This window comes from Bradyrhizobium sp. OK095 (assembly GCF_900109945.1).
Taxonomy (GTDB): Bacteria; Pseudomonadota; Alphaproteobacteria; order Rhizobiales; family Xanthobacteraceae; genus Bradyrhizobium.
Genome location: NZ_FOBX01000001.1, coordinates 955974 through 979784, shown reverse-complemented (window position 1 = coordinate 979784; position 23811 = coordinate 955974). Strand labels below are relative to the sequence as shown.

23 protein-coding genes are annotated in these 23811 nt (G+C 64.0%); 11 read left to right on the top strand and 12 right to left on the bottom strand.

Annotation, left to right across the window (positions count from 1 at the left end; genetic code table 11):
• Window positions 1-28 precede the first annotated feature (28 nt).
• Window positions 29-730 (top strand): fumarylacetoacetate hydrolase family protein, encoded by a 702-nt coding sequence (locus BMW89_RS04615; RefSeq protein WP_092023089.1) that lies wholly within the window; start codon window positions 29-31, stop codon window positions 728-730.
• A 66-nt stretch (window positions 731-796) separates the two neighbouring features.
• Here the strand turns inward: BMW89_RS04615 and BMW89_RS04610 are convergent, their stop codons facing one another.
• On the bottom strand, window positions 797-1255 hold the full coding sequence (locus tag BMW89_RS04610) for a YybH family protein (RefSeq protein WP_092023415.1): 459 nt from the start codon (window positions 1253-1255) through the stop codon (window positions 797-799).
• A 136-nt stretch (window positions 1256-1391) separates the two neighbouring features.
• Between BMW89_RS04610 and BMW89_RS04605 the strand changes: the two genes are divergently transcribed.
• Window positions 1392-2201, top strand: coding sequence for an amino acid kinase family protein (locus BMW89_RS04605; protein WP_092023087.1), 810 nt, complete (start codon window positions 1392-1394; stop codon window positions 2199-2201).
• Between the two features lie 13 nt (window positions 2202-2214).
• Window positions 2215-3042 (top strand): amino acid kinase family protein, encoded by an 828-nt coding sequence (locus BMW89_RS04600; RefSeq protein WP_092023085.1) that lies wholly within the window; start codon window positions 2215-2217, stop codon window positions 3040-3042.
• A gap of 80 nt (window positions 3043-3122) precedes the next feature.
• Here the strand turns inward: BMW89_RS04600 and BMW89_RS04595 are convergent, their stop codons facing one another.
• Window positions 3123-4052 (bottom strand): aspartyl/asparaginyl beta-hydroxylase domain-containing protein, encoded by a 930-nt coding sequence (locus BMW89_RS04595; protein WP_092023083.1) that lies wholly within the window; start codon window positions 4050-4052, stop codon window positions 3123-3125.
• A gap of 235 nt (window positions 4053-4287) precedes the next feature.
• On the opposite strand from BMW89_RS04595, the gene BMW89_RS04590 reads away from it, so the two are divergent.
• Window positions 4288-4914, top strand: a complete 627-nt coding sequence (locus BMW89_RS04590; protein WP_244547514.1) for a hypothetical protein — start codon at window positions 4288-4290, stop codon at window positions 4912-4914.
• A gap of 21 nt (window positions 4915-4935) precedes the next feature.
• Here the strand turns inward: BMW89_RS04590 and BMW89_RS37755 are convergent, their stop codons facing one another.
• Both BMW89_RS37755 and BMW89_RS04585 read right to left on the bottom strand, forming a co-directional pair.
• Window positions 4936-5091: a hypothetical protein gene (locus BMW89_RS37755; RefSeq protein ID WP_014493894.1), complete on the bottom strand. Its 156-nt coding sequence runs from the start codon at window positions 5089-5091 to the stop codon at window positions 4936-4938.
• A 144-nt stretch (window positions 5092-5235) separates the two neighbouring features.
• The gene (locus BMW89_RS04585) at window positions 5236-6159 is read right to left on the bottom strand and encodes a LysR family transcriptional regulator (RefSeq protein ID WP_092023081.1); all 924 of its coding nucleotides are present in this window, start codon (window positions 6157-6159) and stop codon (window positions 5236-5238) included.
• Between the two features lie 223 nt (window positions 6160-6382).
• Here BMW89_RS04585 and BMW89_RS04580 point away from each other — a divergent pair, with 223 nt between their 5' ends.
• Entirely contained in the window at window positions 6383-7093 is a 711-nt protein-coding gene (locus BMW89_RS04580; RefSeq protein ID WP_092023079.1) for an SDR family NAD(P)-dependent oxidoreductase, read from the top strand.
• An 18-nt stretch (window positions 7094-7111) separates the two neighbouring features.
• Window positions 7112-8335 (top strand): YbfB/YjiJ family MFS transporter, encoded by a 1224-nt coding sequence (locus BMW89_RS04575; protein WP_092023077.1) that lies wholly within the window; start codon window positions 7112-7114, stop codon window positions 8333-8335.
• A 20-nt stretch (window positions 8336-8355) separates the two neighbouring features.
• On the opposite strand, the gene BMW89_RS04570 is transcribed toward BMW89_RS04575, so the two are convergent.
• From BMW89_RS04570 to BMW89_RS04555, 4 genes are all read right to left on the bottom strand, one after another.
• Window positions 8356-9816, bottom strand: coding sequence for a flavin-containing monooxygenase (locus BMW89_RS04570; RefSeq protein ID WP_092023075.1), 1461 nt, complete (start codon window positions 9814-9816; stop codon window positions 8356-8358).
• 161 nt (window positions 9817-9977) lie between these two features.
• On the bottom strand, window positions 9978-11399 hold the full coding sequence (gene ahcY, locus BMW89_RS04565) for an adenosylhomocysteinase (protein WP_092023073.1): 1422 nt from the start codon (window positions 11397-11399) through the stop codon (window positions 9978-9980).
• A 118-nt stretch (window positions 11400-11517) separates the two neighbouring features.
• Window positions 11518-12714: a methionine adenosyltransferase gene (gene metK, locus BMW89_RS04560; RefSeq protein ID WP_092023071.1), complete on the bottom strand. Its 1197-nt coding sequence runs from the start codon at window positions 12712-12714 to the stop codon at window positions 11518-11520.
• A gap of 63 nt (window positions 12715-12777) precedes the next feature.
• Entirely contained in the window at window positions 12778-14133 is a 1356-nt protein-coding gene (locus BMW89_RS04555) for a hypothetical protein (RefSeq protein WP_092023069.1), read from the bottom strand.
• 140 nt (window positions 14134-14273) lie between these two features.
• Here BMW89_RS04555 and BMW89_RS04550 point away from each other — a divergent pair, with 140 nt between their 5' ends.
• The 5 genes from BMW89_RS04550 (at window position 14274) to BMW89_RS04530 (ending at window position 20114) form a co-directional block, all read left to right on the top strand.
• The gene (locus tag BMW89_RS04550) at window positions 14274-15365 is read left to right on the top strand and encodes a TIGR02281 family clan AA aspartic protease (RefSeq protein WP_092023067.1); all 1092 of its coding nucleotides are present in this window, start codon (window positions 14274-14276) and stop codon (window positions 15363-15365) included.
• Between the two features lie 71 nt (window positions 15366-15436).
• The gene (locus BMW89_RS04545) at window positions 15437-17176 is read left to right on the top strand and encodes a caspase family protein (protein ID WP_502686377.1); all 1740 of its coding nucleotides are present in this window, start codon (window positions 15437-15439) and stop codon (window positions 17174-17176) included.
• 153 nt (window positions 17177-17329) lie between these two features.
• Entirely contained in the window at window positions 17330-18259 is a 930-nt protein-coding gene (locus BMW89_RS04540) for a DUF2167 domain-containing protein (RefSeq protein WP_092023065.1), read from the top strand.
• Complete coding sequence (locus tag BMW89_RS04535) at window positions 18256-18981, top strand: site-2 protease family protein (protein WP_092023064.1); 726 nt, start codon at window positions 18256-18258, stop codon at window positions 18979-18981. Before BMW89_RS04540 ends, BMW89_RS04535 begins: the two co-directional genes overlap by 4 nt.
• Window positions 18982-18998: 17 nt before the next feature.
• Entirely contained in the window at window positions 18999-20114 is a 1116-nt protein-coding gene (locus BMW89_RS04530; RefSeq protein WP_092023062.1) for an acyltransferase family protein, read from the top strand.
• Between the two features lie 64 nt (window positions 20115-20178).
• On the opposite strand, the gene BMW89_RS04525 is transcribed toward BMW89_RS04530, so the two are convergent.
• The 4 genes from BMW89_RS04525 to BMW89_RS04510 are packed head-to-tail and all read right to left on the bottom strand — an operon-like array spanning window position 20179 to window position 23808.
• On the bottom strand, window positions 20179-21297 hold the full coding sequence (locus tag BMW89_RS04525) for a cobalamin-independent methionine synthase II family protein (RefSeq protein WP_092023060.1): 1119 nt from the start codon (window positions 21295-21297) through the stop codon (window positions 20179-20181).
• A gap of 21 nt (window positions 21298-21318) precedes the next feature.
• Window positions 21319-22035, bottom strand: a complete 717-nt coding sequence (locus BMW89_RS04520) for an ABC transporter ATP-binding protein (RefSeq protein WP_092023058.1) — start codon at window positions 22033-22035, stop codon at window positions 21319-21321.
• Window positions 22028-22783: an ABC transporter ATP-binding protein gene (locus BMW89_RS04515; RefSeq protein WP_092023056.1), complete on the bottom strand. Its 756-nt coding sequence runs from the start codon at window positions 22781-22783 to the stop codon at window positions 22028-22030. The genes BMW89_RS04520 and BMW89_RS04515 overlap by 8 nt, the downstream gene beginning before the upstream one ends.
• Complete coding sequence (locus tag BMW89_RS04510) at window positions 22780-23808, bottom strand: branched-chain amino acid ABC transporter permease (protein WP_092023053.1); 1029 nt, start codon at window positions 23806-23808, stop codon at window positions 22780-22782. The genes BMW89_RS04515 and BMW89_RS04510 overlap by 4 nt, the downstream gene beginning before the upstream one ends.
• Between the last annotated feature and the right edge of the window lie 3 nt (window positions 23809-23811).

The following is a 23811-nucleotide window of genomic DNA, read 5'->3' as shown; positions in this document are numbered from 1 at the left end:
TCCACCTCAAGAGCAGCGAGACCGCTTCATGAACGCCGCCTCCTACGTCATCCCGCTTCCGCACCAGGCCTCGCTTCCCGTCGTCGGGGAAAGCGGTCTGTTTCCGGTCCGCCGCATCTGGTGCGTCGGCCGCAACTATCTCGAGCACATCCGCGAGATGGGCAATGACGAGCGCGCGCCGCCGTTCTTCTTCGCCAAGCACGCCGACATGCTGGTGCCGAACGGCGCCACCATTCCCTATCCGCCGCTGACCAAGGATCTGCATCACGAGGTCGAGCTGATCGTCGCGCTCAAGAGCGGCGGCCTCAACATTCCCGCCGACAAGGCGCTCGACCATGTCTACGGCTACGCCGTCGGCATAGACCTCACCCGCCGCGACCTCCAGATCGCCTCGCGCAAGAAGGAGCGTCCCTGGGAGATCGGCAAGTCGTTCGACGGCTCCGCGCCGGCCTCTGCGATACAGCCGGCCTCGAAGATCGGCCATCCCTCCAAGGGCAAGATCTGGCTCACCGTCAACGGCAAGGAAGCCCAGACGGGTGACCTCGAGCAGATGATCTGGAACGTGCCGGAGACGATCTGGCAGCTCTCGCAGCAGGTGAAGCTCGCCGCCGGCGACATCATCATGACGGGCACGCCGGCCGGCGTGTCGCAGCTCCAGCCCGGCGACAAGCTCGCATGCGGCGTCGACGGCGTCGGCACGCTGGAAGTGAGCATCGGCCAGCCGGAATAGGCTGCGGTACATCTCGAAATCAAAAGGCCCCGGACGCGTCCGGGGCCTTTTCTATTCGGATCGCATCTACCAGGCCTTCACGGGCCGGTTGGCGTGAGACGTCTGGGGGACACCGCGATTGAGCGACATGTGGGAGTGAACGCATAGCCAGCTGTCGGCATTCCGGGAAAACACCATAGTCGCCCGGCCCGGCCGCGGAAATGTGCTGCCATCGGGATGATAGCCGGTGCTTGTCCACGGTGCGATTACCGTGGCCATCGTGCCATCGGCAGACGCCACGATCGAGATCTGCTCGAGCACAAACCGGAAGTCGGTCGTCTTCGGCCAGACATTATTCCATTGCGAGGTGACCCATTGATCGAGGCCCGGGATGACATCGTTGTGAGTGCCGAAGGCAAGCACCTCGGGGTGAAAGAGCGGCCGCGCCGAGGCATAGTCGACCTCGCGAACATAGCCTGAGAAGGTATCCAGCCATCGGCGAAAAAATTGAACGGTCTCGGTGTTCGCAAGTGGCAACGGGGCCATTGCCTGCTCCATGTTTGGTCGCTAAATCGCGGCAATCTTGTTGCCATGCGGTGAAGTATGCAGCAAGACTCGCGCCAGGATCAGGACCGATGGGTCCATCGTCAGGACTGTTTTAGAAAACGAGAGGATGTCTCGGATGTCGACCACCACGGAGCTGGAAGGGCTGCTGATGCAGCGCTCGCTCACCGACCCACAGCTGGTCGCCGCAGCGGAGAAGGCGGCGGACTTCCGCATCCTGCCTGACGCCACGGTCATCAAGATCGGCGGACAGAGCATGATCGATCGCGGCCGTGCCGCGGTCTATCCCATCGTCGAGGAGATCGTCGCTGCCCGCAAGGCCCACAAGCTCCTGATCGGCACCGGTGCCGGCACCCGCGCGCGGCATCTGTATTCGATCGCAGCCGGGCTGCGCCTTCCGGCCGGCGTGCTGTCGCAGCTCGGCGCCTCCGTGGCCGATCAGAATGCCGCGATGCTCGGGCAACTGCTTGCCAAGCACGGCATCTCCGCCGTCTCCAGCGCCGGACTCTCGTCCGTGCCGCTGTTCCTCGCCGAGGTGAACGCGGTGATCTTCAGTGGCATGCCGCCCTATAGCCTGTGGATGCGGCCCGCGGCCGAAGGCGTGATCCCGCCCTACCGCACCGACGCCGGATGCTTCCTGGTCGCCGAGCAGTTCGGCTGCAAGGCGATGATTTATGTGAAGGACGAGAACGGCCTCTACACCGCGAACCCGAAGACGTCGAAAAACGCGACCTTCATCCCGAAAATCTCCGTGGCGGAGATGAAGGCCAAGGGCCTCCAGGACTCCATCCTGGAATTCCCGGTGCTCGATCTGCTCAACGCCTCGCGCCATGTCCGCGAAGTGCAGATCATCAACGGCCTCGTCCCCGGCAATCTCACCCGCGCGCTCGCGGGCGAGCATGTCGGCACCATCATCACCGCGAGCTGAAGGGAGCACCGTCATGGCTGACACCAACCAGATCAAGCACGTCGCCTCGCCGCTCGCGCGCCAGACCCTTCTGGACAGCGACCTCACCCGCCCCGTTGCCGGCAATCGCCCGATCAAGCTGCTGCCCTGGCTGCAGGTCATCAAGATCGGCGGCCGCATCATGGATCGCGGTCACGAAGCGATCCTGCCGCTCGTCGACGAGCTGCGCGCGCTGCTGCCGGAGCATCGGCTGCTCATCCTAACCGGCGCCGGCATCCGTGCGCGCCACCTCTACAGCGTCGGCCTCGACCTCGGATTGCCGGTCGGCTCGCTCGCGCCGCTCGCCGCCAGCGAAGCCGGCCAGAATGGCCACATCCTTGCAAGCCTGCTCGCGCCGGAGGGCGTCTCCTATGTCGAGCATCCCACCATCGCGAGCCAGCTCGCCATCCACCTCAGCGCCGCGCGCGCGGTTGTCGGTAGCGCCTTCCCGCCCTACCACCATCATGAGTTTCCGACCTCGCGCATTCCGATGCATCGGGCCGACACTGGAGCCTTCCTGATCGCCGATGCGCTCGGCGCCGCAAGCCTTACGATCGTGGAGGACGTCGACGGCGTCTACACCACCGATCCCAATGGCTCCGATGGCAAGAAGGCGGAGTTGCTGAAAGAGACCAGCTTCGCCGAACTCGCGAAGCTCAAAGGCACGCTGCCATTCGATCCGGCGCTGCTCGAGGTCATGGCCAACGCCCGGAACATCGCACGCGTGCAGATCGTCAACGGCCTCGTTCCCGGCCGCATCACGGCGGCGCTGCGCGGGCAGCATGTGGGGTCGATCATCAACACCGGCGCCAAGCCTGCGTGACGATGCGGCAACGTCCATAAAAAACAAAACCCGGAGCATGCTCCGGGTTTTTTTGTTTCAGGCAACGCGATGTGCGCCGATCATCGCAACGCTGAAAACACGATGAGGCCGAGGATCAGCGCCGTCAGCGAGTACTTCAGCGTGTAGTAGACGTTGCGGTTCCACTCCTTGACCTTACGGCTGCCGAGATGGATCTCGTAGAGCTTGCCGAACACCTTGTTGAGCACGCCGACGCTTTCACCGTCGACGTTCTGGGTCGCTGACGCCTTGACGATGTGATGGCTGACCCAGCGGTTGATCGCGGTCATGAAGCCGTACTTCATCGGCCGTTCGACGTCGCAGAACAGGATGATGCGGTTGATTTCGGTCGCATTCTCCGCGCTGTGAATAAAAGTCTCGTCGAACATGAAGGCTTCGCCGTCGCGCCAGACGCATTCGACACCGTCGACGAGGATGCGGCACTTGTTCGAGTTCGGCGTGACGAGGCCGAGGTGATAGCGCAGCGAGCCCGCGAAGGGATCACGGTGCGCGCCGAGCTTGCCACCCGGCGGCAGCATCGCAAACATCGCGCCATGCACGCTCGGGATCGCGTTGAGCAGCTCCACCGTCTTCGGGCACAGCGTGCGCGCCGACGGCAGGAAATCGTCGTACCATTTCAGGTAAAAGCGCTTCCAGCCGCTCTTGAAGAACGAGTAGAAGCCCCAGTCATTGTTCTTCGCGGCCGCGCGAATGAAACCTTCGTCGAACAGGCGCACCGCCTCGTCGCGAATGGTCTCCCAGTTCTCGCTGAGGGGCTTCAGCTCTGGAAACTGCTCGACCGAGATCACCGGCTTGTTCGGCACGGCCGAGCCGGCGTACATCAGAACATTGTAGGGCGCGAGATAAGTCGAGTGATCGCCGAGCTGGCGCGCGAAGCGCAGCCGCTGCTTGCCGCGGAAGTGAACGTAAATCGTCGAAGCAACAAGCACGTAGAGAATGATCAGTTGCGGTGCAAAAAGCTGTTTCAGCATATCCCCAACCCCCAAGGACCTAGCCGAACTGTGCTGTAGCCCGCCCCAGCCCAAGCGGCAAGGCAAAGGCGATACAGCCTGAGGCTGTTCCGCAGGTCGTGATCGGGGCGGCCTGGCCGCTCCAGACGCAATTACAAATCGTAGCTGCGCCTACGTCAATCCCGGCGTTGCAGCCGATTTCAGGCTCATGGTATCCTGGTTCCACAGGTTCGGAACTCGGAGTTGCGTCTTGGGAATGTCGCGGTCGTTGGCGGGTTTCGCGCTCGCGCTGTCTCTGCTTGGCGTGTCGGTATCCGCGAATGGTCAAGGCGCTCCGCCGCAAGCGCAACAGGGCAAGACTCCAGATCCGGAGCTCCGCGGCCAGTGGCTGCGGGAAGGGCAGACATTCGTCTGCCGCGTCGAAGCCGGTAAGCGCGCCGTCCCGCCCGATCCTGATTTGCTCAGCTTTGCCTGCCAGCGCATGGGCGCGATCGGCGTCGGTATCTCGGAGACCTCACTCAAGGCCGTGCTCGGCGAGCCCCACCGCAAGCTGCCGCCCGAGAACAACGCCACCAACTATGTGTACTTCCTCGGCAAGCCCAACCAATACCCCTATCTCGCCGCGACCGTGAAGGCGAAGCGCATCGTCGCGCTTCAGATCAGCGGCGAGGCTCCCGCCGCCGGCTACAGCTTCAATCAGGTCAATCTCGGCGACGGCATCGACAAGCTGATGGCGCAATTCGGCAGCCCCCACCATGTCGGCCCAAGCGGGCTCGACAAGACCGAGCTCTGGACCTACGGGCCATGGCCGTTCTCATTCGAGGTGCGGCAAGACCGCGTCACCTCGATCCGGATCAACGATCCGACCGTCGGGGCAAAATAGATTCGATGAAGGACGCGCGTGTCACGCCCGCGACAGCGCCTGGAGACCCTTGAAGGTCAGGCGCTTGGGGTCGGTGACGCCGGCTAGATAAAGCCGACGGATGAAGGCAATGACGGCGTCGCGGTCGCAATCGGTCAACGCGACGACGGCGTCGACCGCGATCTTCTGGGCTTCCATTGGGCTCACCTCGGCCTTGCGAGTAACCCCGGCCGAGACAGGCTAGGACTCACCGGTTAATCCGGCGTTAACCGTTCGGGCAGCATGGCCGATTCACCCCGGTGCCCGTATACGCAAAACAACGCATTGCGAGGGCGCCGCGGATCAGCGCGCACTGACGCTCCGCTTCAGCAGCACAAACTGCTTCTTCAGCCGGGGTACGGCAAAGTCGGTGAACGCCCGCACCTTGGGCACCGAAAGCCGCCCCTGCGGGCTGATCAGGTGCGCGGGCATCTCCGGATCCTCATCGTCGGCCAGCACGATCTCGAGCTCGCCACGCGCGACCTCCGCAGCCACCTGGTACGAATACATCCGCGCCACGCCACGCCCGGCCACGGTGGAAGCCACCGCCGCATAGGTGCTGTTGACGATGAGCCGCGGGGTGAATTGCACCGTGCGCGCCGCCGATGAGCCGGCCTGCGGCGCAAAGGTCCAGGAATTGGGCAGATGCGCCATCGCCACGATCTGATGTTTTGCGAGATCGCCGGGCTCGGTGATGCGCGGATGCTGCTTCAGATAGCGGGGAGCAGCCACCACGATGCGGCTGATCCCGCCGAGCCGCATCGCCACCATCGCTGAATCCACGAGAGGACCGATGCGGAGCGCGACGTCGACGCCCTCCTCGATCAGATTGACCGCGCGGTCGAACAGCAGGAGCTTTGCCGACACGGTTGGGTAAGCGTCGAGAAAGGCATCGAGGATCGGACGCAGCACCATCTCGCCCGAGACCACAGGCGCAGTCATCGTGAGCAAGCCGCGCGGCGCCGTGCGTGGCCCGGCCGCGATGTCCTCGGCCTCTTCCAGCTCGGTCAGCACGCGGCGGCAGATCGCGACATAGCGCTCGCCCTCCTCGCTCAGCTTGATCGAGCGCGTGGTCCGATGCAGCAGCTCGGCGCCGACCCGCTCCTCCAGGAAGGCGATGGCGCGGCTCACCGCCGCCGGCGAACGGCCGAGCTTGCGTCCTGCGGCCGCGAGGCTCCCCTCGTCCACCGCAAGGACGAACACATTCATCGCATCCAGACGATCCATGCTTTCCCGCCGCCCCGTCAAATTCCCGTGACAGGCTAGGCGTTCCCCCGCGCCGCGACAACTGCCGCCAAAGGCCGCTCGGGGCCGATCCGGCATTCGTTCGCGCCGCGTAACAGTGTCTGCCGGACAACGTGTATTCGCAGCCGGGCCGTTGCGGCGTACCTCAGCAAGCAAGCCAGCCGCTGCTGGCGCAGGTTCTGGAAACCAACAACAGGAGCCCGTCATGGGTATCGAACAGAAGGTTGCCATCATCACCGGTGCATCGCAGGGCATCGGCGCCGCCCTCGTCCAGGGGTTTCGCGATCGCAATTATCGCGTCGTCGCTACGGCACGCTCCATCAAGCAGTCCGGCGATGACGATATCCTCGCCGTCCCCGGCGACATCGCCGACCGGGCCACCGCCGAGCGCGTGGTTTCGGAGGCCGTCGCCCGTTTCGGCCGCGTCGACGCGCTGGTCAACAATGCCGGCATCTTCGTCGCCAAGCCGTTCACGCAGTACACGGTAGAGGACTACGCGGCGGTGATGGGAACCAACGTCGCGGGCTTCTTCAACATCACGCAGCTCGCCATCGCCGAGATGGAGAAGCAGGGGTCTGGCCACGTGGTCCAGATCACGACCACGTTGGTCGACCAGGCCAATTCGAACGTGCCCTCGGTGCTGGCCTCGCTGAGCAAGGGCGGGCTGAGCGCGGCGACGAAGTCGCTCGCGATCGAATACGCCAAGCGCGGCATCCGCGTGAATGCGGTCTCGCCCGGCATCATCAAGTCGCCGATGCACCCGGTCGAAACGCATGCCCAGCTGAGCGCGCTGCACCCGGTCGGCCATATGGGCGAGATGTCCGACATCGTCGATGCCGTGCTCTATCTCGAGGGTGCCTCCTTCGTCACCGGCGAGATCCTGCATGTCGACGGTGGCCAGAGCGCCGGCCACTGAGTCACGCCGGAGGATAACATGACCGAACTCAATGCAGATACCAACGCCCGGCCGCATCCGCGGCCGGGCTCGGCTTCCCGACAGACCTGGCGATACGCTGTCGCGGGCCTGTCCGCCTCGTTGGTCGGACTCGGCCTCGCCCGCTTTTCCTACACGCCGCTGATCCCGGCCCTGATCGCCGCAAAATGGTTCAGCGCATCCGACGTCGTCTATCTCGGTGCGGCGAACCTTGCCGGCTATCTCGCTGGCGCGCTCGCAGCACGAACCGTAGCTGGTCGCATCGGTGCAATCCGCGCGCTGCGGGTGATGATGCTGCTCGCCACCCTCTCATTCTTCGCCAGCTCAGCGCCGGTGTCGTTCACCTGGTTCTTTGCCTGGCGCTTCCTGTCGGGCCTCACCGGCGGCATCATCATGGTGCTCGCGGCGTCTGTCATTCTGCCGCACACCTCACCTGCGCGGCGCGGTATCGTCGGCGGCGTGATCTTTGCGGGCGTTGGCCTCGGCGTCGCCGCATCGGGCACGCTGGTGCCGTTGCTGCTGCAACAGGGTTTGCAGCAGAGCTGGTACGGCCTCGGCGTGCTCTCGGCCGTGCTCACGCTCGCGAGCTGGTGGAACTGGCCTGCCGAGGCCAAGGCCGACACTACGTCTGCTCATCGAGCAAAACACCATCAAGCCTCGCTCGCGACCCGTGCGCTGCTGGTCCAATACGGCCTCAACGCGGTGGCGCTGGTGCCGCACATGGTCTTCATCGTCGATTTCGTGGCGCGTGGCCTCGGCCAGGGCATTGCCGCGGGATCGCGCTACTGGGTGCTGTACGGGCTCGGCGCCATCATCGGCCCGCTCGTCACCGGACATCTCGGTGACCGCTCCGGTTTCGGTCCAGCGCTGCGTGCGGCGTTCCTGATCGAGGCGGCCGCCGTGCTGCTGCCGACCGTCAGCACCGCGCCGCTGTCGCTGATCGTGTCGAGCGTGGTGGTTGGCGGCTTCACGCCCGGTATCGTGCCGCTCGTGCTCGGCCGCATCCATGAGCTGGTCCCACATTCGACCGAGCAGCAGCGCGCGACATGGAGCCACGCCACCACCAGCTTTGCGCTGTTCCAGGCTGCCGCTGCCTACGGTTTCTCCTGGATCTACGCGCAGACCGGCGGCGACTATCTGGTCCTGTTCGGACTGGGCGGCGGTGCCGTGGTGCTGGCGCTTGCGATCGACCTTGGCCTCGCGCTCACCACGCGCGAGGCATAGAAGCAACAGCAGCGGCGTGATCAGGAATATTGCATCACGCCGTCGTCGATCTTGCCGAAGCGCAAGGAGACGATGTCGAGCGCGTAGTTCTGGTACAGCCGCCACGGCTGCTTGGAGCCCTGCTTCGGCATTTTTGCGACCGAGCGCTGCACATAACCCGAGGTGAAAGCGAGCGACGGCTGCGCGGTGATCTCGGGGTCGTCATTGTGCGGCATGCACTGGCGGAAATTGTGCCGGTCCATGTAGTTGATGAGACGGCAGACATATTCGCAGGTGAGGTCGCATTTCAGCGTCCAGGACGCGTTGGTGTAGCCGAAGGCCGAGGCCATGTTCGGCACGTCGGCATACATCATGCCCTTGTAGGTCAGCGTGTTGGCGAAATCGACCGCGCGACCGTCGACGCTGACTTCGAGACCGCCGACGACCTGGAGCACGAGGCCCGTCGCCGTGACGATGATGTCAGCCGCAAGCTCTCTGCCGTCCTTCAGCCGGATGCCATCGCGCGTAAACCTGTCGATCTCGTTGGTGACGACGGAGGCGCGCTGCTCGCGGATCGCCTTGAACAAATCGCCATCGGGCACGAGGCACAGGCGCTGGTCCCAGGGATTGTAACGCGGGGTGAAATGGGTGGCGACGTCGTAATCGGGACCGAGGGCCATACGCACGCCTCCGAGGATCAGGTTCTTCACCTTGTCCGGCCGGCGCCGGCTGAGCTGGAAGAAGAACATCCCCCACATCACGTTGCGCCAGCGGATGACATGATAGGCAAGCCGCGTCGGCAGATTGCGGCGCAGCTTGTTGGCGACAGGGTCCTGCGCCGGTCGCGACACCACGTAAGTCGGCGAGCGCTGGAGCATGGTGACCTGCGCCGCGGTCTTGGCGAGCTCAGGCACCAACGTCACCGCGGTTGCGCCCGAGCCGATCACGACGATGCGTTTGCCGGCGTAGTCGATGTCCTCGGTCCATTTCTGCGGATGCACGATGCGGCCGGCGAAATCAGCCGCGCCCGCAAACTCCGGCGTGTAGCCCGCCTCGTATTTGTAATAGCCCGGGCACATGAACAGGAAATTGCAGGTGAAGCGTACGAGTTCGGTTGCACCCTCGCCTGTGATGCGCTCGACCTCGACAGTCCAGCGTGCATCCGGCGTCGACCACGACGCGCGCCTCACACTATGGCGAAAGCGGATGTGTTTCTCGATGTCGTTCTCGGCAGCGGCCTCACGCACATAGTTCAGGATCTGCGGACCATCGGCGATCGCCTTAGGATCGGTCCAAGGCTTGAACGAATAGCCGAGCGTGAACATGTCGCTGTCGGAGCGGATGCCGGGATAGCGGAACAGATCCCAGGTGCCGCCGATGCAGTCGCGGCCCTCGAGGATGACGTAGCTCTTGGTGGGGCACTTCTGCTGCAAATGATAGCCCGCGCCGATGCCGGACAGGCCGGCGCCGACGATCAGCACGTCGAAATGTTCTTGTTGCATGGTTTCCTCCGCCGGGGAGGATTGTCGGACCGGCGACGGCGCCCGTCAATTGGCAATCAGCCGTGCGGCAACCTCAAAGCGAGTTGAATTCCATGCGCCGAAACAACGAAGCCCCGGATCGCTCCGGGGCTTCGTGTCGAAGATCGATGTGATCGGCGGTATCAGTACCGGTAATGGTCGCTCTTGTACGGACCTTCCTGCTTGACGCCGATGTAGTCGGCCTGATCCTTGCGCAGCTCGGTGAGCTTGACGCCGATCTTGGCGAGATGCAGCCGCGCGACCTTCTCGTCGAGCGACTTCGGCAGCACGTAGACTTCCTTTTTGTACTTGCTGTCCTTGTTGTTGGCGTAAAGCTCGATCTGCGCCAACGTCTGGTTGGTGAAGGACGCCGACATCACGAAGGACGGATGGCCCATCGCGTTGCCGAGGTTCACGAGGCGGCCCTCCGACAGCATGATGATGCGGTGCTTGTCGGGGAATTCGATCTCGTCGACCTGCGGCTTGATGTTGGTCCACTTCAGGTTACGCAGACCCGCGATCTGGATCTCGTTGTCGAAGTGGCCGATGTTGCAGACGATGGCGCGATCCTTCATCGCGCGCATGTGCTCGATGGTGATGATGTCCTTGTTGCCGGTCGCGGTGACGAAGATGTCGGCGCGGGGCGCGGCGTCTTCCATCGTCACGACCTCGTAGCCTTCCATCGCGGCCTGCAGCGCGCAGATCGGATCGACTTCCGAGACCAGCACGCGGCAGCCGGCCTGGCGCAGCGAGGCGGCCGAGCCCTTGCCGACGTCGCCGAAGCCCGCGACCATCGCGACCTTGCCCGACATCATCACGTCGGTGCCGCGGCGGATGCCGTCGACCAGCGATTCACGGCAGCCATAGAGGTTGTCGAACTTCGACTTGGTGACGCTGTCGTTGACGTTGATCGCCGGCCACAGCAGCGTGCCGGCCTTCTGCATGTCATAGAGACGATGCACGCCCGTGGTGGTCTCTTCGGAAACGCCCTTGATGCTCTTGGCGATCTCGGCGAAGTAGCCCTTCGGCTTGTCCTTGAGCTGCTTCTTCAGAAGCGCGAAGAAGACTTCCTCTTCTTCCGAACCCGGCTTGTCCAGGAACTTGGTGTCGCCGTTCTCGGCGCGCAGACCGAGATGGACATACATGGTGGCGTCGCCGCCGTCATCGAGGATCATGTTCGGGTGACCGCCGCCGTGCCAGTCGAACAGTTTTGCGGTGTAGTCCCAGTATTCGGTCAGGCTCTCGCCCTTGACCGCGAACACCGGAATGCCGGCGGCCGCGATCGCCGCCGCAGCGTGGTCCTGCGTCGAATAGATGTTGCAGGAGACCCAGCGAATGTCGGCGCCGAGTGCTGCCAGCGTCTCGATCAGCACGCCGGTCTGGATCGTCATATGCAGCGAGCCGGCGATACGAGCGCCCTTCAGAGGCTGCTTCGGGCCGTATTCTTCGCGGGTGGCCATCAGGCCGGGCATCTCGGTCTCGGCGAGCGAGAGTTCCTTGCGGCCGAAATCGGCGAGCGACATGTCCTTGACGATGTAATCGGTGAAGCCGGGCTTCGCGTTCATTGCGAGTGTCCTGTTGTTGAACGGGCATTCCAGGACACCTCGAAGAGGCGCCCCGGAATCGCGACGTGTGGATGAAGGGTTCCGGGTTCGCGCGCGAACCCGGAATGACGCACGGAAATCAGAGCGCGCGCTTGAGCTGCTCGACGAGATCGGTCTTCTCCCAGGAGAAGCCGCCCTCGTTGTCGGGCGTGCGGCCGAAATGGCCGTAGGCCGAGGTGCGCGCGTAGATCGGGCGGTTGAGATCGAGATGGCTGCGGATGCCGCGCGGGGTGAGATCCATCGCCTTGGCGGCAATCTTCTCGAGCTCTTCCTCAGGCACCTTGCCGGTGCCGTGGGTGTCGATGTAGATCGACAGCGGACGCGCCACGCCGATGGCGTAAGCGAGCTGCAGCGTGCAGCGGTCGGCGAGACCGGCCGCGACGATGTTCTTGGCGACGTAGCGCGCAGCGTAAGCGGCCGAGCGGTCGACCTTGGTCGGATCCTTGCCGGAGAACGCGCCGCCGCCATGCGGAGCCGCACCACCGTAGGTGTCGACGATGATCTTGCGGCCGGTCAGGCCGGAGTCGCCGTCGGGACCGCCGATGAAGAACTTGCCGGTCGGATTGATGTGCCAGATGGTCTTCGCTGTGATCCAGTCCTTCGGCAGCGCCTCGCGCACATAGGGCTCGACGATGTCGCGGATCTGCTTGGACGAGATGTCCTCGACCAGATGCTGGTGCGAGACCACGATCTCGCGCACGCCGACCGGCTTGCCGTTCTCGTACTGCACGGTGACCTGGCTCTTCGAATCCGGGCCGAGCACCTTCTCCTTGCCGGAGTGGCGGGCTTCGGAGATCAGGCGCAGGATTTTGTGGGCGTAGAAGATCGGCGCCGGCATCAGGTCGGGCGTCTCGTTGGTGGCGTAACCGAACATGATGCCCTGATCGCCCGCGCCTTCTTCCTTGACTTCGCCCGGCTGGAGCGCGTCGACGCCCTGCGCGATGTCGGCCGACTGCGGATGCAAGAGGATCTCGATGTCGGCGGTCTTCCAGTGGAAGCCTGCCTGCTCGTAGCCGATGTCCTTGATCGCGGCGCGCACGACGCCCTCGATCTGCTCGTTGGTGACGGAGGCGGGACCGCGGGTCTCGCCGGCGATCACCACCTTGTTGGTGGTCGCCAGCGTTTCGCAGGCGGCGCGGATTTGCCACGGATCGATGCCGGCTTTCGGCCCTTCGCGGTAGAACAGATCGACGATTTCGTCGGAGATCCGGTCGCACACCTTGTCCGGATGGCCCTCGGACACGGACTCGCTGGTGAAGAGATAAGACGCGCGCATCAAGTAACCCCTTGTTCCGCCACTCGACGGCGGTTCGTTTGCGATGTTTAGCCTTGGATGATGTCAATCACGCCGACGCGAGATGACGTAGGATTCGTCGAGAAACCAGAGCCCGTTGTATTTTCGGAGCACGTCCCTGGCGGCGTCCAGAGTGCGGCCGTTTTGAGTCATATCTGCCAACCGGTCGTCCTCAATCTGAGCGACATACACCGCCGCATTCCACGCTGCAAAGGCTGTCGAGGTTCCGATGGAGCCGGTTACCTCGTTGGGCAGCGCTTCCATATCATACCTGAAGATCGAGCGGTTATCAGCGTATGCATTAAAATTTAAGTCGCGGCCCAACGACCCGAGCTCGTACTTCACGGCGCGCAATAGCTCATGACGGCTGACCGAGAAAGGATTTTCTCCGGGCCAGATCGCCTGGATCATTTCCATGCCCGGATCCTGGCCGTGGGAGTGGATTCCGATCAGCCGCCCCCCAGGCCGGAGCGCCCGCGCCAGCGGTGCAATGATCCGCTTTGCCCGGAAATTGACCGAGGACAGGGCGCGGTAGGGCTGGGAGGCAATGACGAGGTCGAAATTGGCCTCGGTCTGGCCCGGCCGCGGAATGGACGAATCCAGCAGGAACCTGTGGTCCTCGCGATAGAGCACTAGGACGACGGGCCGCTCGTAGAGCGGCATGGCCGTGCGCGGGCTGATCGCAGCGCGCCAGTTCTGCTCCAGGAACGGCCTCAGCTCGGCAATCTGCGCCTCAAACTCGCCCGATGAGCCCCCCCGCAGCGGAACCTCGTGCCAGACGGTGGCCGCAGCCGCCGCAGGCGAGGCCGGCGTCAGCCAGGGCGCCTCCGAATAGAACATGTTGGTGAAGACGAACACCGACGCCGGATGCTCGAAAATGCGGTCCGGCACCTTCTCCAGCGTCAGGCGCAAATCCTCGAGGCTGAGCTCCTTGCCGGCCACGTAGAACGGCATGTGCGGGTAGCGCTGGTGTGTGGCGCGCAGCACCCGCGCCAGCACCGTACCATCGCCGACGCCCGCGTCGAAGATGCGCAGGGCCGGTGGGCGCGGATGGATGGCGGCCAGCTCCAGCGCCACGCGGTCGGCGACGACCCGCTTTTCGCTGCAGGTGTGCACGAACAGCAGGTATTTCTGCCGGTTCTCGAAGAAGCGGAAATTGCCGCGCGGGTCGCGCTTTTCCGGCGGCACCTGAAGCCCCCGCGGCGGCGGCAGGCCGCCGGTCGTCGAGGCCGCAATATAGGCCTGGATCCGCTCCAGCGTGTCGACGGTGATGCGCTTGCCCTCGCGCAGGCGCTGCACGAGCTTCCCATCGTTCACCGCACGCCGGCCGAACGTCGATTCCGCCATGCCCGCCTTGCGGCAGAACTCGGTGATCTCGCTCAGGATTTCGTCGTTTTTCATGAGTGGGAAGGCGGTGGGCAGGACGATGGGACGGAGGACTTCTAACATCATCTGCCCACCGGGGAAAGATCGGTGCCCCAATTTGCACAGGTCACACTTCCCGATATAGAGAGCGCCTAATGCGATACTCTGGGGTGCATATGTTCAGGCGCAAATGCCTCGCGATCATATTGTTCGTCGCGTTCTCAGGCGTCGCCCGCGCGGGCGACCCCACCACCGACAATCCCGAGCAGGTCTTCGAATCCGTCTACGCCCGCATCGGGGCGCTGCCGGCCGCGGTCGCGCGCGAGCGTCTGATCTGGCTGAAGCTGGAAGAGCTCAAGCGCGAACCATGCGACCAGCGCAGCATCGACGATCTGGCAGGGATGCTCGACAGGCGCGGCTACCGGCGGCAAGCCGCCGACGGGCTCTACAAATTCGTTCAGAACTGCGGAGCCCCGCTGATCGCGCTGAACAAGGCGGCCGTCATCTATATGAGCATCACCGACTACCCAAAGGCCGTCGAAGCCGCCGACGAGTACGTCAAGCGCGCACCGTCCGACCAGAGCGCACATTATGTCCGCGCCATGGCTCTGGACGGTGCAGGCGACTACCGCCGCGCTCTCGCCGATTACTCCGACACGATCGAGCTGTTCAGCGGCGACAAGAAGATGATCTCGAGCGGAATCTTCCTTCGCATGGCGAACGCCTACGCCGCCCTGAAGCAGTTCTGCGAGGCGACCGCGCCGATCAACCGCTGGGTCGCGCTGGATCCGGCGACGCGCGACACCAGCAAGACGCAGAAGATGATCGCCGACTACGAGCGGCAGGGCAATTGCGTCTCATCGACCGAGGCCCGCAAGGAAAGCTTTCCGATACACGGGCAGAAGGGTGTCGTCACCGTGAAAGCCGAGATCAACGGCGTGCGCGGACTGTTCGTCCTCGATACCGGCGCGAGCTATGTGTCAGTGAAATCGGCCTTTGCGAGCAAGGCCAAGATACCGGACGGCGGCTCCAGCGACATCACGCTGATCACCGCCAATGGGCAGACCAAGGCGAAACTCTCCAGGGCCGATAAGGTCGCGCTGGGCAAGCTCGAAGCGACCAACGTGCCCGTTGCAGTCCAGGATGGCGACGACAAGGGTTTTGGCGCGGGCGTCGACGGCCTGCTCGGCATGAGCTTCCTGTCCCGGTTCGAGGTCCAGATGGCGGGCGGGTTGATCGAGATCCGCACCCGCCAACCCAGGAAGTGACGCCGCAGGCGATCGCGGCGTGAACCCGAAAAGCCGCGCGCGCGACCAAGAGCAGACTTTCCCAGCAAAGAATGACTGTAGCCGAGGTCTCCTTGCGCCGCCTGCTCCTGGTCCCCGTTGTTCTCGCCGCCCTGCTCTGGTGCGCGCCAGCGTATTCGCAGGCACGCAACCAGCTCGGGCCGCTCTGCACCACCGAGACCACGCCGGCGGACCAGATGGTCGACGCCTGCAGCAAGATCATCGCGCTGAAGGTCTTCAGGGGCGAGCAGCTCGCGACCGTGTATTTCTGGCGCGCCGTGGGCTGGAATAAGAAAGGCGACTACGCCAAGGTCATCGCTGACTCGACCGAAGCGATCCGGCTGCAGCCGAGCCAGGCGGTCTATAATCTCAGGGGATCGGCCTATTACGACAAGGGCGACTACGACATCGCCATCGCCGATTTCGACGACGCGCTGAAGCAGGGACCACCGAGCGGCATCATCTTCCACAACCGAGGCAATGCCTGGCGCGGCAAGGGCGACTATACCAAGGCGATCGCCGACTACGACATGTCGATCAAGGCCGATCCGAGATCGGCGTTCTCGTTCCAGAACCGCGGCATCTCGAAAGAAGCGCTCGGCGATTACGACGGCGCGCTCGCCGACGTCAACCAGGCGATCCGGCTCGACCCGACGCTGCCGCAGCCACTGATCAACCGCACCTCGATCTGGCGCGCCAAAGGCGACCTCGATCGCGCCATCACCGATGGCAGCGAAGCGATCCGGCTCGAGAAGGAAAGGCCGCCGGTCAACATCATGACGCCGCCGAACAGCGTGCTGATCTCGGGCTACACCCATCGCGCGCTGGCCTATGAAGCGAAGGGCGACTACGCCCGCGCACGCGAGGATTACAAGGCGACGCTGGCGATCGTGGCGTCCGATGCCGGCAGCAAGGCCAACCAGGCGACTGCAAAGGTGCGGCTGTCGCTGGTCACGGATGCAGCCGTGCCGATCCCCCGCGATGCGCCCTCGCCCACAACGCAGCCGACGACCACTCCCGCCCCGCAGCAGACAGGCGCGACCCCAGCGCCCTCGCCTGCTCCGGCCGTACGCGGCACGCGCGTGGCTCTGATCATCGGCAACGGCGCTTATGCGCATGTCAAGGCGCTGCCCAATCCGCCCAACGATGCGCGCGCCATCGCCAGGAGCCTGCGCGACATCGGCTTCACGGTGTCAGAGGGCGTCGATCTCGACCGCGCCGCGATGCAGAAGATGACGCGCGACTTCTTGCGTGACGCAGCACGGGCGCAGGTGGCCGTGGTCTATTATGCCGGCCATGGCGTGCAGGTCGACGGCCGCAACTATCTCATCCCCGTCGACGTCGAGCTCAAGCCGGGCACGGCCATGACGGAAGCGATGATCGACATGGACACGATCATGGCCGGCCTCGACGACCAGGTCCGCACCAACATTTTGATCTTTGATGCCTGCCGCAACAATCCGATGGCCCAGCACGTCGCGTCCGCCGGCGGCAGTCGAGGCATCGAAGGCGCTTCAGGCCTCGCTGCGCCGTCGAGCCTCGGTGCTGGTGCAACGCTGGGTGCCGGCACACTGATCGCCTTCGCCACCGCGCCAGGCCAGGTCGCGCTCGACGGCGAAGGCGCCAACTCGCCGTTCTCCGCCGCCCTGTCCCGCCATCTCGGCACGCCAGGGCTGGAGGTGCAGCAGATGCTGACGCGGGTGCGGGCAGAAGTGGTCTCAACCACGAAGAGCAAGCAGGTGCCGTGGTCGAACTCGTCGCTGCTGGGTGAGGTCTATCTGGCGGAGAAGTGAGGGGCGAGGTCTCGCTTCCGCGAAGCGAGCCAAAATTGCAACAGCCCGCGAGATAGTCACACGCAACCTGCGGCTGCTCTGTTTTGTCGCATATCGTTATCCTAAAGTGCCGGCAACACCGATCGTCGGTGGACTGATTGCTGGGGAAATCTGGTGAGAAAATTCATTGCCGCTGTCGGCATCATTCTGTCCGTCGTGCTCTGGGCGCAGCCCGGATTCTCGCAAGGCGCTCCGTCCGGCGAGGCGGCGCGTAAAGCGGAATTGGCTGCCGCGTGGCAGGCGGCCGGCAATGCCGGCACCGCAGGCCCCGCAGACGTTCCGCTGATCGACGAGGCGACGTTGAAACTTCCGACCGGTGATTTCTTCGTGCCCAAGGCCGAGGGAGCGCGGGTGATGCGCGCGCTCGGTAACACGGTTCACGATACGAACTTCGTCGGCCTCATACTCGGCACGAGGCAGAACGACCGCTGGCTGGTCGTGATCAACTATATCAAGGAAGGCTACATCAAGGATGATGCCGCCAAGGACTGGAATGCCGACGACCTTCTGAAGAATCTCAAGGAGGGTGTCGACGAGTCCAACAAGGATCGCGCCGCTCGCGGATTTCCCGAGATGGAGGTGATCGGCTGGATCGAGCCGCCGAACTATGACGCAACGGCCCATCGTCTGGTGTGGTCGATCCTCGGCAAGGACAAGGGCGCGCCGGACGATGCCCGCAAGGATGTCAATTACAACACCTACGCTCTGGGCCGCGAAGGCTATTTCAGCCTGAACTTGCTGTCGGATTCGGCCAGGATCGCGACCGACAAATCCGCGGCCCACGAGCTGCTCGCGAACCTCTCCTATCAATCCGGCAAGCGCTACGAAGATTTCAGCGCCTCGACCGACCGGATCGCCGAATACGGCCTGCTCGCGCTGGTCGGCGGTGTCGCCGCCAAGAAGCTCGGCCTGCTCGCCCTGGCGCTCGCCTTCGTGCTCAAATTCGCCAAAGCCATCTTCATCGGCGCGGCCGTGTTCGGCACCGGTATCGTGAAATTCTTCCGCCGCAAGCCGCGGGACGATTCCACCGGCGGCGCGGCATGAAGACTCTCTTTCTGCTGCTGTTCTCCGGCCTGAAATGGGGAAAGCTCGCCACCAGCGGCGGCACCATGCTGCTGTCTCTGGCGGTCTACGCGACCATCTGGGGCTGGCGCTATGCGGCAGGTTTCATCGCGCTGCTGTTCGCGCACGAGATGGGGCACTACGTCGCCGCGCGGCAGCGCGGCCTCGACGTCGGCGCGCCCGCCTTCATTCCGTTCGTCGGTGCGTGGATCGCGCTCAAGGACAAGCCTGTTGACGTCGAGACCGAGGCCTATGTCGCGCTCGCAGGTCCCGTGGTCGGGACCGGCGCCGCACTCGCGGTGTATCTATGGGCACGATCGGAGGACAGCGGCTTGCTGCTCGCGATCTCCTATGCGGGCCTGTTCCTCAATCTGTTCAACCTGCTGCCGATCTCGCCGCTCGATGGCGGCCGGGTGACCGCCGTCCTCAGCCCGCGAATCTGGCTGCTCGGGGCGCCGATGCTGGTTGCGCTGATGATCTACCGGCCGAGCCCGATGCTTCTCATCGTCGCGATCATCGCTGTCCCGCAGCTCATCAGCGCGTGGCGATACGATCCGCACGCGCCGGAAAACGTCGCCTACTACGGCGTGCCGCTCCAGACCAAGCTCGAATATGGCGGCGCCTATCTGGCACTCGCAGCCCTGCTCGCGGTCATGACCTATGACGTGCACGAGATGCTGGGGCCGATGATGCGGACGGGATAGTCGAGGGCCGCATAGTCATGCCGAAAACGTCGACATTGCCGCAGGCTCATAAGCTCCTGGGATTGGAGGGGCTGCGCTTCCTTGCGACCGTCGCCGTCCTGTTGTGGCACTATCAGCACTTTGCCTTCGTCGCCGGCTCCTCCGTCAATCTCACCAGAAGCGAACTGCCGTTCTACCGCGCTCTGTTCCCTTTCTACGAGGCCGGCGAATACGGCGTCTGGTTCTTCTGGTGCATCTCGGGCTTCATCTTCTTCTGGAAGTATCGCGCCATCGTCGCCGATCGCACGATCGACGGATGGACCTTCTTTGTGTACCGGCTGTCGCGGCTCTATCCGCTCCATTTCGCAACGCTATTGCTGATCTCGGTGCTGCAGCCGGTCTATTTCGCGCAGCATGGCTTGTTCTTCGTCTATCAGAACAACGATGTCCCACACTTCGTCGCGCAGCTCTTCATGGCGAGCGACTGGCTGCCGCCACGCAGCGAAAGCTTCAACGGACCGATCTGGTCGGTTTCGGTCGAGGTCCTGGACTATGCGATCTTCTTCCTGGCGCTGCGCTTTGTGACGGCGTCGCCGCTGTTCAATCTGGCCGTGATCCTCGCCTCGATCACGATCGGTACACAGGTCGGGACCAGCCTCGCTTTCTTCTATGCAGGCGGACTTGCCGCCATGGCCCGGCAGGCCGTCGCCGATGCCCGGCATCGACGGATATTGGAGGCGGTGGCCGCGTGCGCCGCCATCGCGGTACCCGTGGCGCTCTGGCTGGCGGGCATCGAGCTCGCCCCGGCTGCCGGACCGCTACTGCTGACTTATGCGCCTATCCTGTTGTTCTGCTGCTCGGGACACCTCACCTTGCCGCGGCGAATCGAGACACTGCTGGAGGTGGCCGGCAATATGACCTATTCCTGCTATCTCCTGCACTTCCCGATCCAGCTCGCCATCGCACTCGCCTGCGCCGCCATGCAGCGACCGATTCCCTATGGCGATCATCTGTTTTGGGCGGCCTTCGTGCTGTCGGCACTCGTCGCCTCACACCTCACCTATCGCTGGTTCGAGGCGCCGGCGCAGCGGCTGATCCGCAGCACTCTGCTGCGCAAACAAGAAGCGGGGCGGACAAGTCAGGCCCCGCTCTGATGTCGCGGATCGAGCAGTTCTGACGCAACGCGCCTCGCTCACGCGATGACGCGGTTGCGCCGGATCAGTTCCCCCAAACTTCCTTCGCGATCTCGACCGCGAGGCTCAGTTTCGCCCACTGCTCCTCTTCAGAGAGGATGTTGCCCTCTTCAGTCGAAGCAAAACCGCATTGCGGTGACAGTGCAAGCTGCTCCAGCGGCGCGAATTTTGACGCCTCCTCGAGACGACGCTTGATGTCGTCCTTGCTCTCGAGCTCGCCGAACTTGGAGGTGATGACACCGACCACGACGACCTTGTTGCCCTTGGGCAGGAAGCGCAGCGGCTCGAAGCCACCGGCGCGGTCGCTGTCGTATTCCAGGAAATAGCCATCGTAATTGGTGCCGGCGAGCATGGTTTCGGCCACGGGCTCGTAGCCGCCCGAGGAAATCCAGGTCGAGCGAAAATTGCCGCGGCAGACGTGTGTCGTCACCACCATGTCGGCGGGCTTCTCGGCCAGCGCGTAGTTGATGACGCGCGCATAAATCTGCTGCAGGCCTTCGGGATTGTCGCCGCGCTCGCGCGCCTTCTGCAATTCGTCCGGCGAGCAGAGATAGGCCCACACGGTATCGTCGAACTGGAGATAGCGGCAGCCGGCGTCATAGAACGCCTTCACCGCCTTGCGGTAGGTCTTGCCGAGGTCCTGATAGAACGCGTCCAAATCAGGATAGACGTCCTTGGAGATCGCCTTGCGGCCACCACGGAAGTGCAGCACCGCTGGCGAGGGGATCGTCATCTTGGCGGTGACGTGGGCTTGATCCGCGTTCTTCTTGAGGAAGCGGAAGTGATCCAGCATCGGGTGATCGTCGGGGAAGTCGAGCTTGCCGATTACGCGCACCGCATCGTGACGGGTCTGCACGCCCGCGAACTGGATGCCGGCATCGGGGTGGAACAGCTCGCAGCCGGTGAGCTTGGCCAGGAAGTCGAAATGCCACCAGGAGCGGCGGAATTCGCCGTCGGTCGCGAGCTTCAGGCCGACCGAGGCCTGCTTGTGCACGACCTTCTCGATCTCCATGTCCTCGATCTTGCGCAGATCGTCGGCCGAAATCTCGCCCTTCTCCAGCCTGATGCGGGCTTCCTTGATCTTGGCGGGGCGCAGGAGGCTGCCGACTTCGTCGGCGCGGAAGGGGGCTTTGGTTCGCTGCATTTTTTGACTCCCGAGGATTTTTTAGTGGGCCGCCGCCCCTGCGACACCGAGATGGCGCTCCAGGACCGACGGGTCGGCCTTCAGCGCGGCGCTCGGGGCGTCGTGGACGATCGTTCCGCGCTCCAATATCACAACACGGTCGGCGAGCCCCAGAATCTTTTGGGCATTCTGCTCGACGATGATGGAGCAGATGCCCCCTGCCCGGGTGATGGCTCCGATCGCCTTGAGCAATTCCTCGACGATGATGGGGGCAAGCCCCTCGGTCGGCTCGTCCAGCAGCAGGACCTTCGGGTTGAGGGTCAGCGCGCGGCCGATCGCCAGCATCTGCTGCTCGCCGCCGGAGAGCTGGTTGCCGAAATTGCTGCGCCGCTCCTTCAGCCGCGGAAACATCCCGTAAACTTTCTCGACCGTCCAGGGGCCGGGCTGCGCCACCGCGGTCATGTTCTCCTCCACCGTCAGCGAGCGGAAGATGTTGCGCTCCTGCGGCACCCAGCCGATGCCGGCGCGTGCCCGCTGGTCAGGCCGCAAGGTGGTGACGTCAGTGCCGGCGAGCGCGACGGTGCCGGAGAAGCGCCGGGTGACGCCGACGATGGAGTTGATCAGCGTGGTCTTGCCGGTGCCGTTGCGCCCGAGCAGCGCCAGCACCTGGCCCTCGGCGAGGGACAGGCTCATCTTCGGCAGCACCACCGCCTCGCCATAACCGGCGCGCAGTGAGTCGATCGCGAGCAGGTCAGACATTGACCGCCTCCTCGCCGAGATAGACCGCCTTGACCTGCGGGTCGCGCGCGACCTGCTCCGGCGGGCCTTCGGTCAGCAGCGCGCCCGAGACCAGCACCGAGATGCGATCGGCGAAGGAGAAGACGAGATCCATATCGTGCTCGATCAGCAGCACGGTGACGTCGCGCGGCAGGCTGCCTACCACCGCGAGAATGTCATGGCGCTCGCTCTCGGGCACGCCGGCGGCGGGCTCGTCGAGCAGCAGCACACGCGGCTTGGCAGCGATCGCGACCGCAATCTCGAGCAGGCGCTGCTTGCCGTAAGGCAGCGTCACGGTCTCTTCGTTCATAACGTCGAGCAAATGGAAGCGCGTGAGCAGATCGGCGATCTCACCGTTGACGTCGCTGCGCGTTCCCATCCGCCGCCACCAGTCGCCGCCATGGCCGAGGCGTTCGGAGACGGCAAGGCCAATGGTCTCGAGCGGGGTCAGGTCTGGGTAGAGCTGGTTGATCTGGAAGGTGCGCGACAGGCCGCGCAGCACGCGCTTGTGCACGGGCAGGTCCGTGATGTCCTGGCCTTCGAGCAGAATGCGGCCCGAATTCGGCTTCAGCACTCCGGTGAGCTGGTTGATGACCGTGGTCTTGCCGGCGCCGTTGGGGCCGATCAGAGCGTGGCGGGCGCCCTGCTCGATCTTCAACGACAGGTCACGCGTGACGCGCAGGCCACCGAACTGCTTTTCGAGATTTTGGGTTTCGAGCGCGATGGTCATGAATCGCCCTCCGGCACAGCGACGACCGCTTTGCGGCCCGCAACCTGCTTGATGATCAGGTTCGGCACATACAACATCCAGCGATGCAGGCGCTGGCGGCCGACCAGCACGATCACGACCAGCACGAGACCGATCCAGAATTGCCAATATTGCGGAGTGATGGTGGAGAACACTTCCTGAAGCAGGCGGAACAGCACCGCGCCGATCAGCCCGCCATAGAGATAGCCGGTGCCGCCGATGACGAGCACCAGCATCAAATCGGCGGAGCGGTCGAAGGCGAACACGTCGAGCGAAGCAATCGCCGTGGTCTGGGTGAACAGCGCACCTGCGATGCCGGCATAGAACGCCGCGAGCGTATAGATCGCGATCAGGCGGCGATTGACGGGAATGCCAATGGCGGCGGCGCGGAGCGGATTGTTCTTGATCGCGCGCAGCGACAGGCCGAACGGCGAATGCACGATGCGGCGGGCGAGCAGGAACAACACGAACAGCACGGCCAGCGAATAGAAGAAGCCGGCCTTGCCGAACATGTCGAACGGGATCTCGCCCAAGATCGGCTGCATCTCGATGCCTTGCAGGCCATCGGTGCCGCCTGTGATGTTGGAGAAGCGCTCGGCGAGTGCTTCCAGCAGCAGCGCGATGCCGAGCGTCACCATCAGCCGGGTCAGGTCGACGCCGCGGATTACCAGGAAGCTGGTGGCAAAGCCCAGCACCATCGCAGCCAAGCCTGCGACGATCAACGCGAGCACGGGCTCGTTGACGATGCCATGCAAGGCAAGAAGCCCGGCGGCATAGGCGCCGACGCCGAAGAACGCGGCATGGCCGAGCGAGACGATGCCGGCATAGCCGAGGATGAGATCGAGCGACATCGCAAACAGCGCCAGGCGCAGGATGTCCGTCATGATCAGATAACGATTCGGAAAGACGAATCCGCAGGCGAGCACCGCGAGCCAGAAGACGGCTTCGCCGTAGTGCCAGCGCGCGTGGCGCTGGGCATGATAACCGACGTCGGAAGAAGCGTTCATCGG

Coding starts and splice junctions, on each gene's coding strand:
- BMW89_RS04580 (WP_092023079.1), top strand. CDS start 6,383: ATGGGTATCGAACAGAAGGTTGCCATCATCACCGGTGCATCGCAGGGC.
- BMW89_RS04530 (WP_092023062.1), top strand. CDS start 18,999: ATGCCGAAAACGTCGACATTGCCGCAGGCTCATAAGCTCCTGGGATTG.
- BMW89_RS04555 (WP_092023069.1), bottom strand. CDS start 14,133: ATGAAAAACGACGAAATCCTGAGCGAGATCACCGAGTTCTGCCGCAAG.
- BMW89_RS04510 (WP_092023053.1), bottom strand. CDS start 23,808: ATGAACGCTTCTTCCGACGTCGGTTATCATGCCCAGCGCCACGCGCGC.
- BMW89_RS37755 (WP_014493894.1), bottom strand. CDS start 5,091: ATGGAAGCCCAGAAGATCGCGGTCGACGCCGTCGTCGCGTTGACCGAT.
- BMW89_RS04515 (WP_092023056.1), bottom strand. CDS start 22,783: ATGACCATCGCGCTCGAAACCCAAAATCTCGAAAAGCAGTTCGGTGGC.
- BMW89_RS04570 (WP_092023075.1), bottom strand. CDS start 9,816: ATGCAACAAGAACATTTCGACGTGCTGATCGTCGGCGCCGGCCTGTCC.
- BMW89_RS04595 (WP_092023083.1), bottom strand. CDS start 4,052: ATGCTGAAACAGCTTTTTGCACCGCAACTGATCATTCTCTACGTGCTT.
- BMW89_RS04520 (WP_092023058.1), bottom strand. CDS start 22,035: ATGTCTGACCTGCTCGCGATCGACTCACTGCGCGCCGGTTATGGCGAG.
- BMW89_RS04550 (WP_092023067.1), top strand. CDS start 14,274: ATGTTCAGGCGCAAATGCCTCGCGATCATATTGTTCGTCGCGTTCTCA.
- BMW89_RS04615 (WP_092023089.1), top strand. CDS start 29: ATGAACGCCGCCTCCTACGTCATCCCGCTTCCGCACCAGGCCTCGCTT.
- BMW89_RS04610 (WP_092023415.1), bottom strand. CDS start 1,255: ATGGCCCCGTTGCCACTTGCGAACACCGAGACCGTTCAATTTTTTCGC.
- ahcY (WP_092023073.1), bottom strand. CDS start 11,399: ATGAACGCGAAGCCCGGCTTCACCGATTACATCGTCAAGGACATGTCG.
- BMW89_RS04545 (WP_502686377.1), top strand. CDS start 15,437: ATGACTGTAGCCGAGGTCTCCTTGCGCCGCCTGCTCCTGGTCCCCGTT.
- BMW89_RS04535 (WP_092023064.1), top strand. CDS start 18,256: ATGAAGACTCTCTTTCTGCTGCTGTTCTCCGGCCTGAAATGGGGAAAG.
- BMW89_RS04590 (WP_244547514.1), top strand. CDS start 4,288: ATGTCGCGGTCGTTGGCGGGTTTCGCGCTCGCGCTGTCTCTGCTTGGC.
- BMW89_RS04605 (WP_092023087.1), top strand. CDS start 1,392: ATGTCGACCACCACGGAGCTGGAAGGGCTGCTGATGCAGCGCTCGCTC.
- metK (WP_092023071.1), bottom strand. CDS start 12,714: ATGCGCGCGTCTTATCTCTTCACCAGCGAGTCCGTGTCCGAGGGCCAT.
- BMW89_RS04585 (WP_092023081.1), bottom strand. CDS start 6,159: ATGGATCGTCTGGATGCGATGAATGTGTTCGTCCTTGCGGTGGACGAG.
- BMW89_RS04600 (WP_092023085.1), top strand. CDS start 2,215: ATGGCTGACACCAACCAGATCAAGCACGTCGCCTCGCCGCTCGCGCGC.
- BMW89_RS04525 (WP_092023060.1), bottom strand. CDS start 21,297: ATGCAGCGAACCAAAGCCCCCTTCCGCGCCGACGAAGTCGGCAGCCTC.
- BMW89_RS04575 (WP_092023077.1), top strand. CDS start 7,112: ATGACCGAACTCAATGCAGATACCAACGCCCGGCCGCATCCGCGGCCG.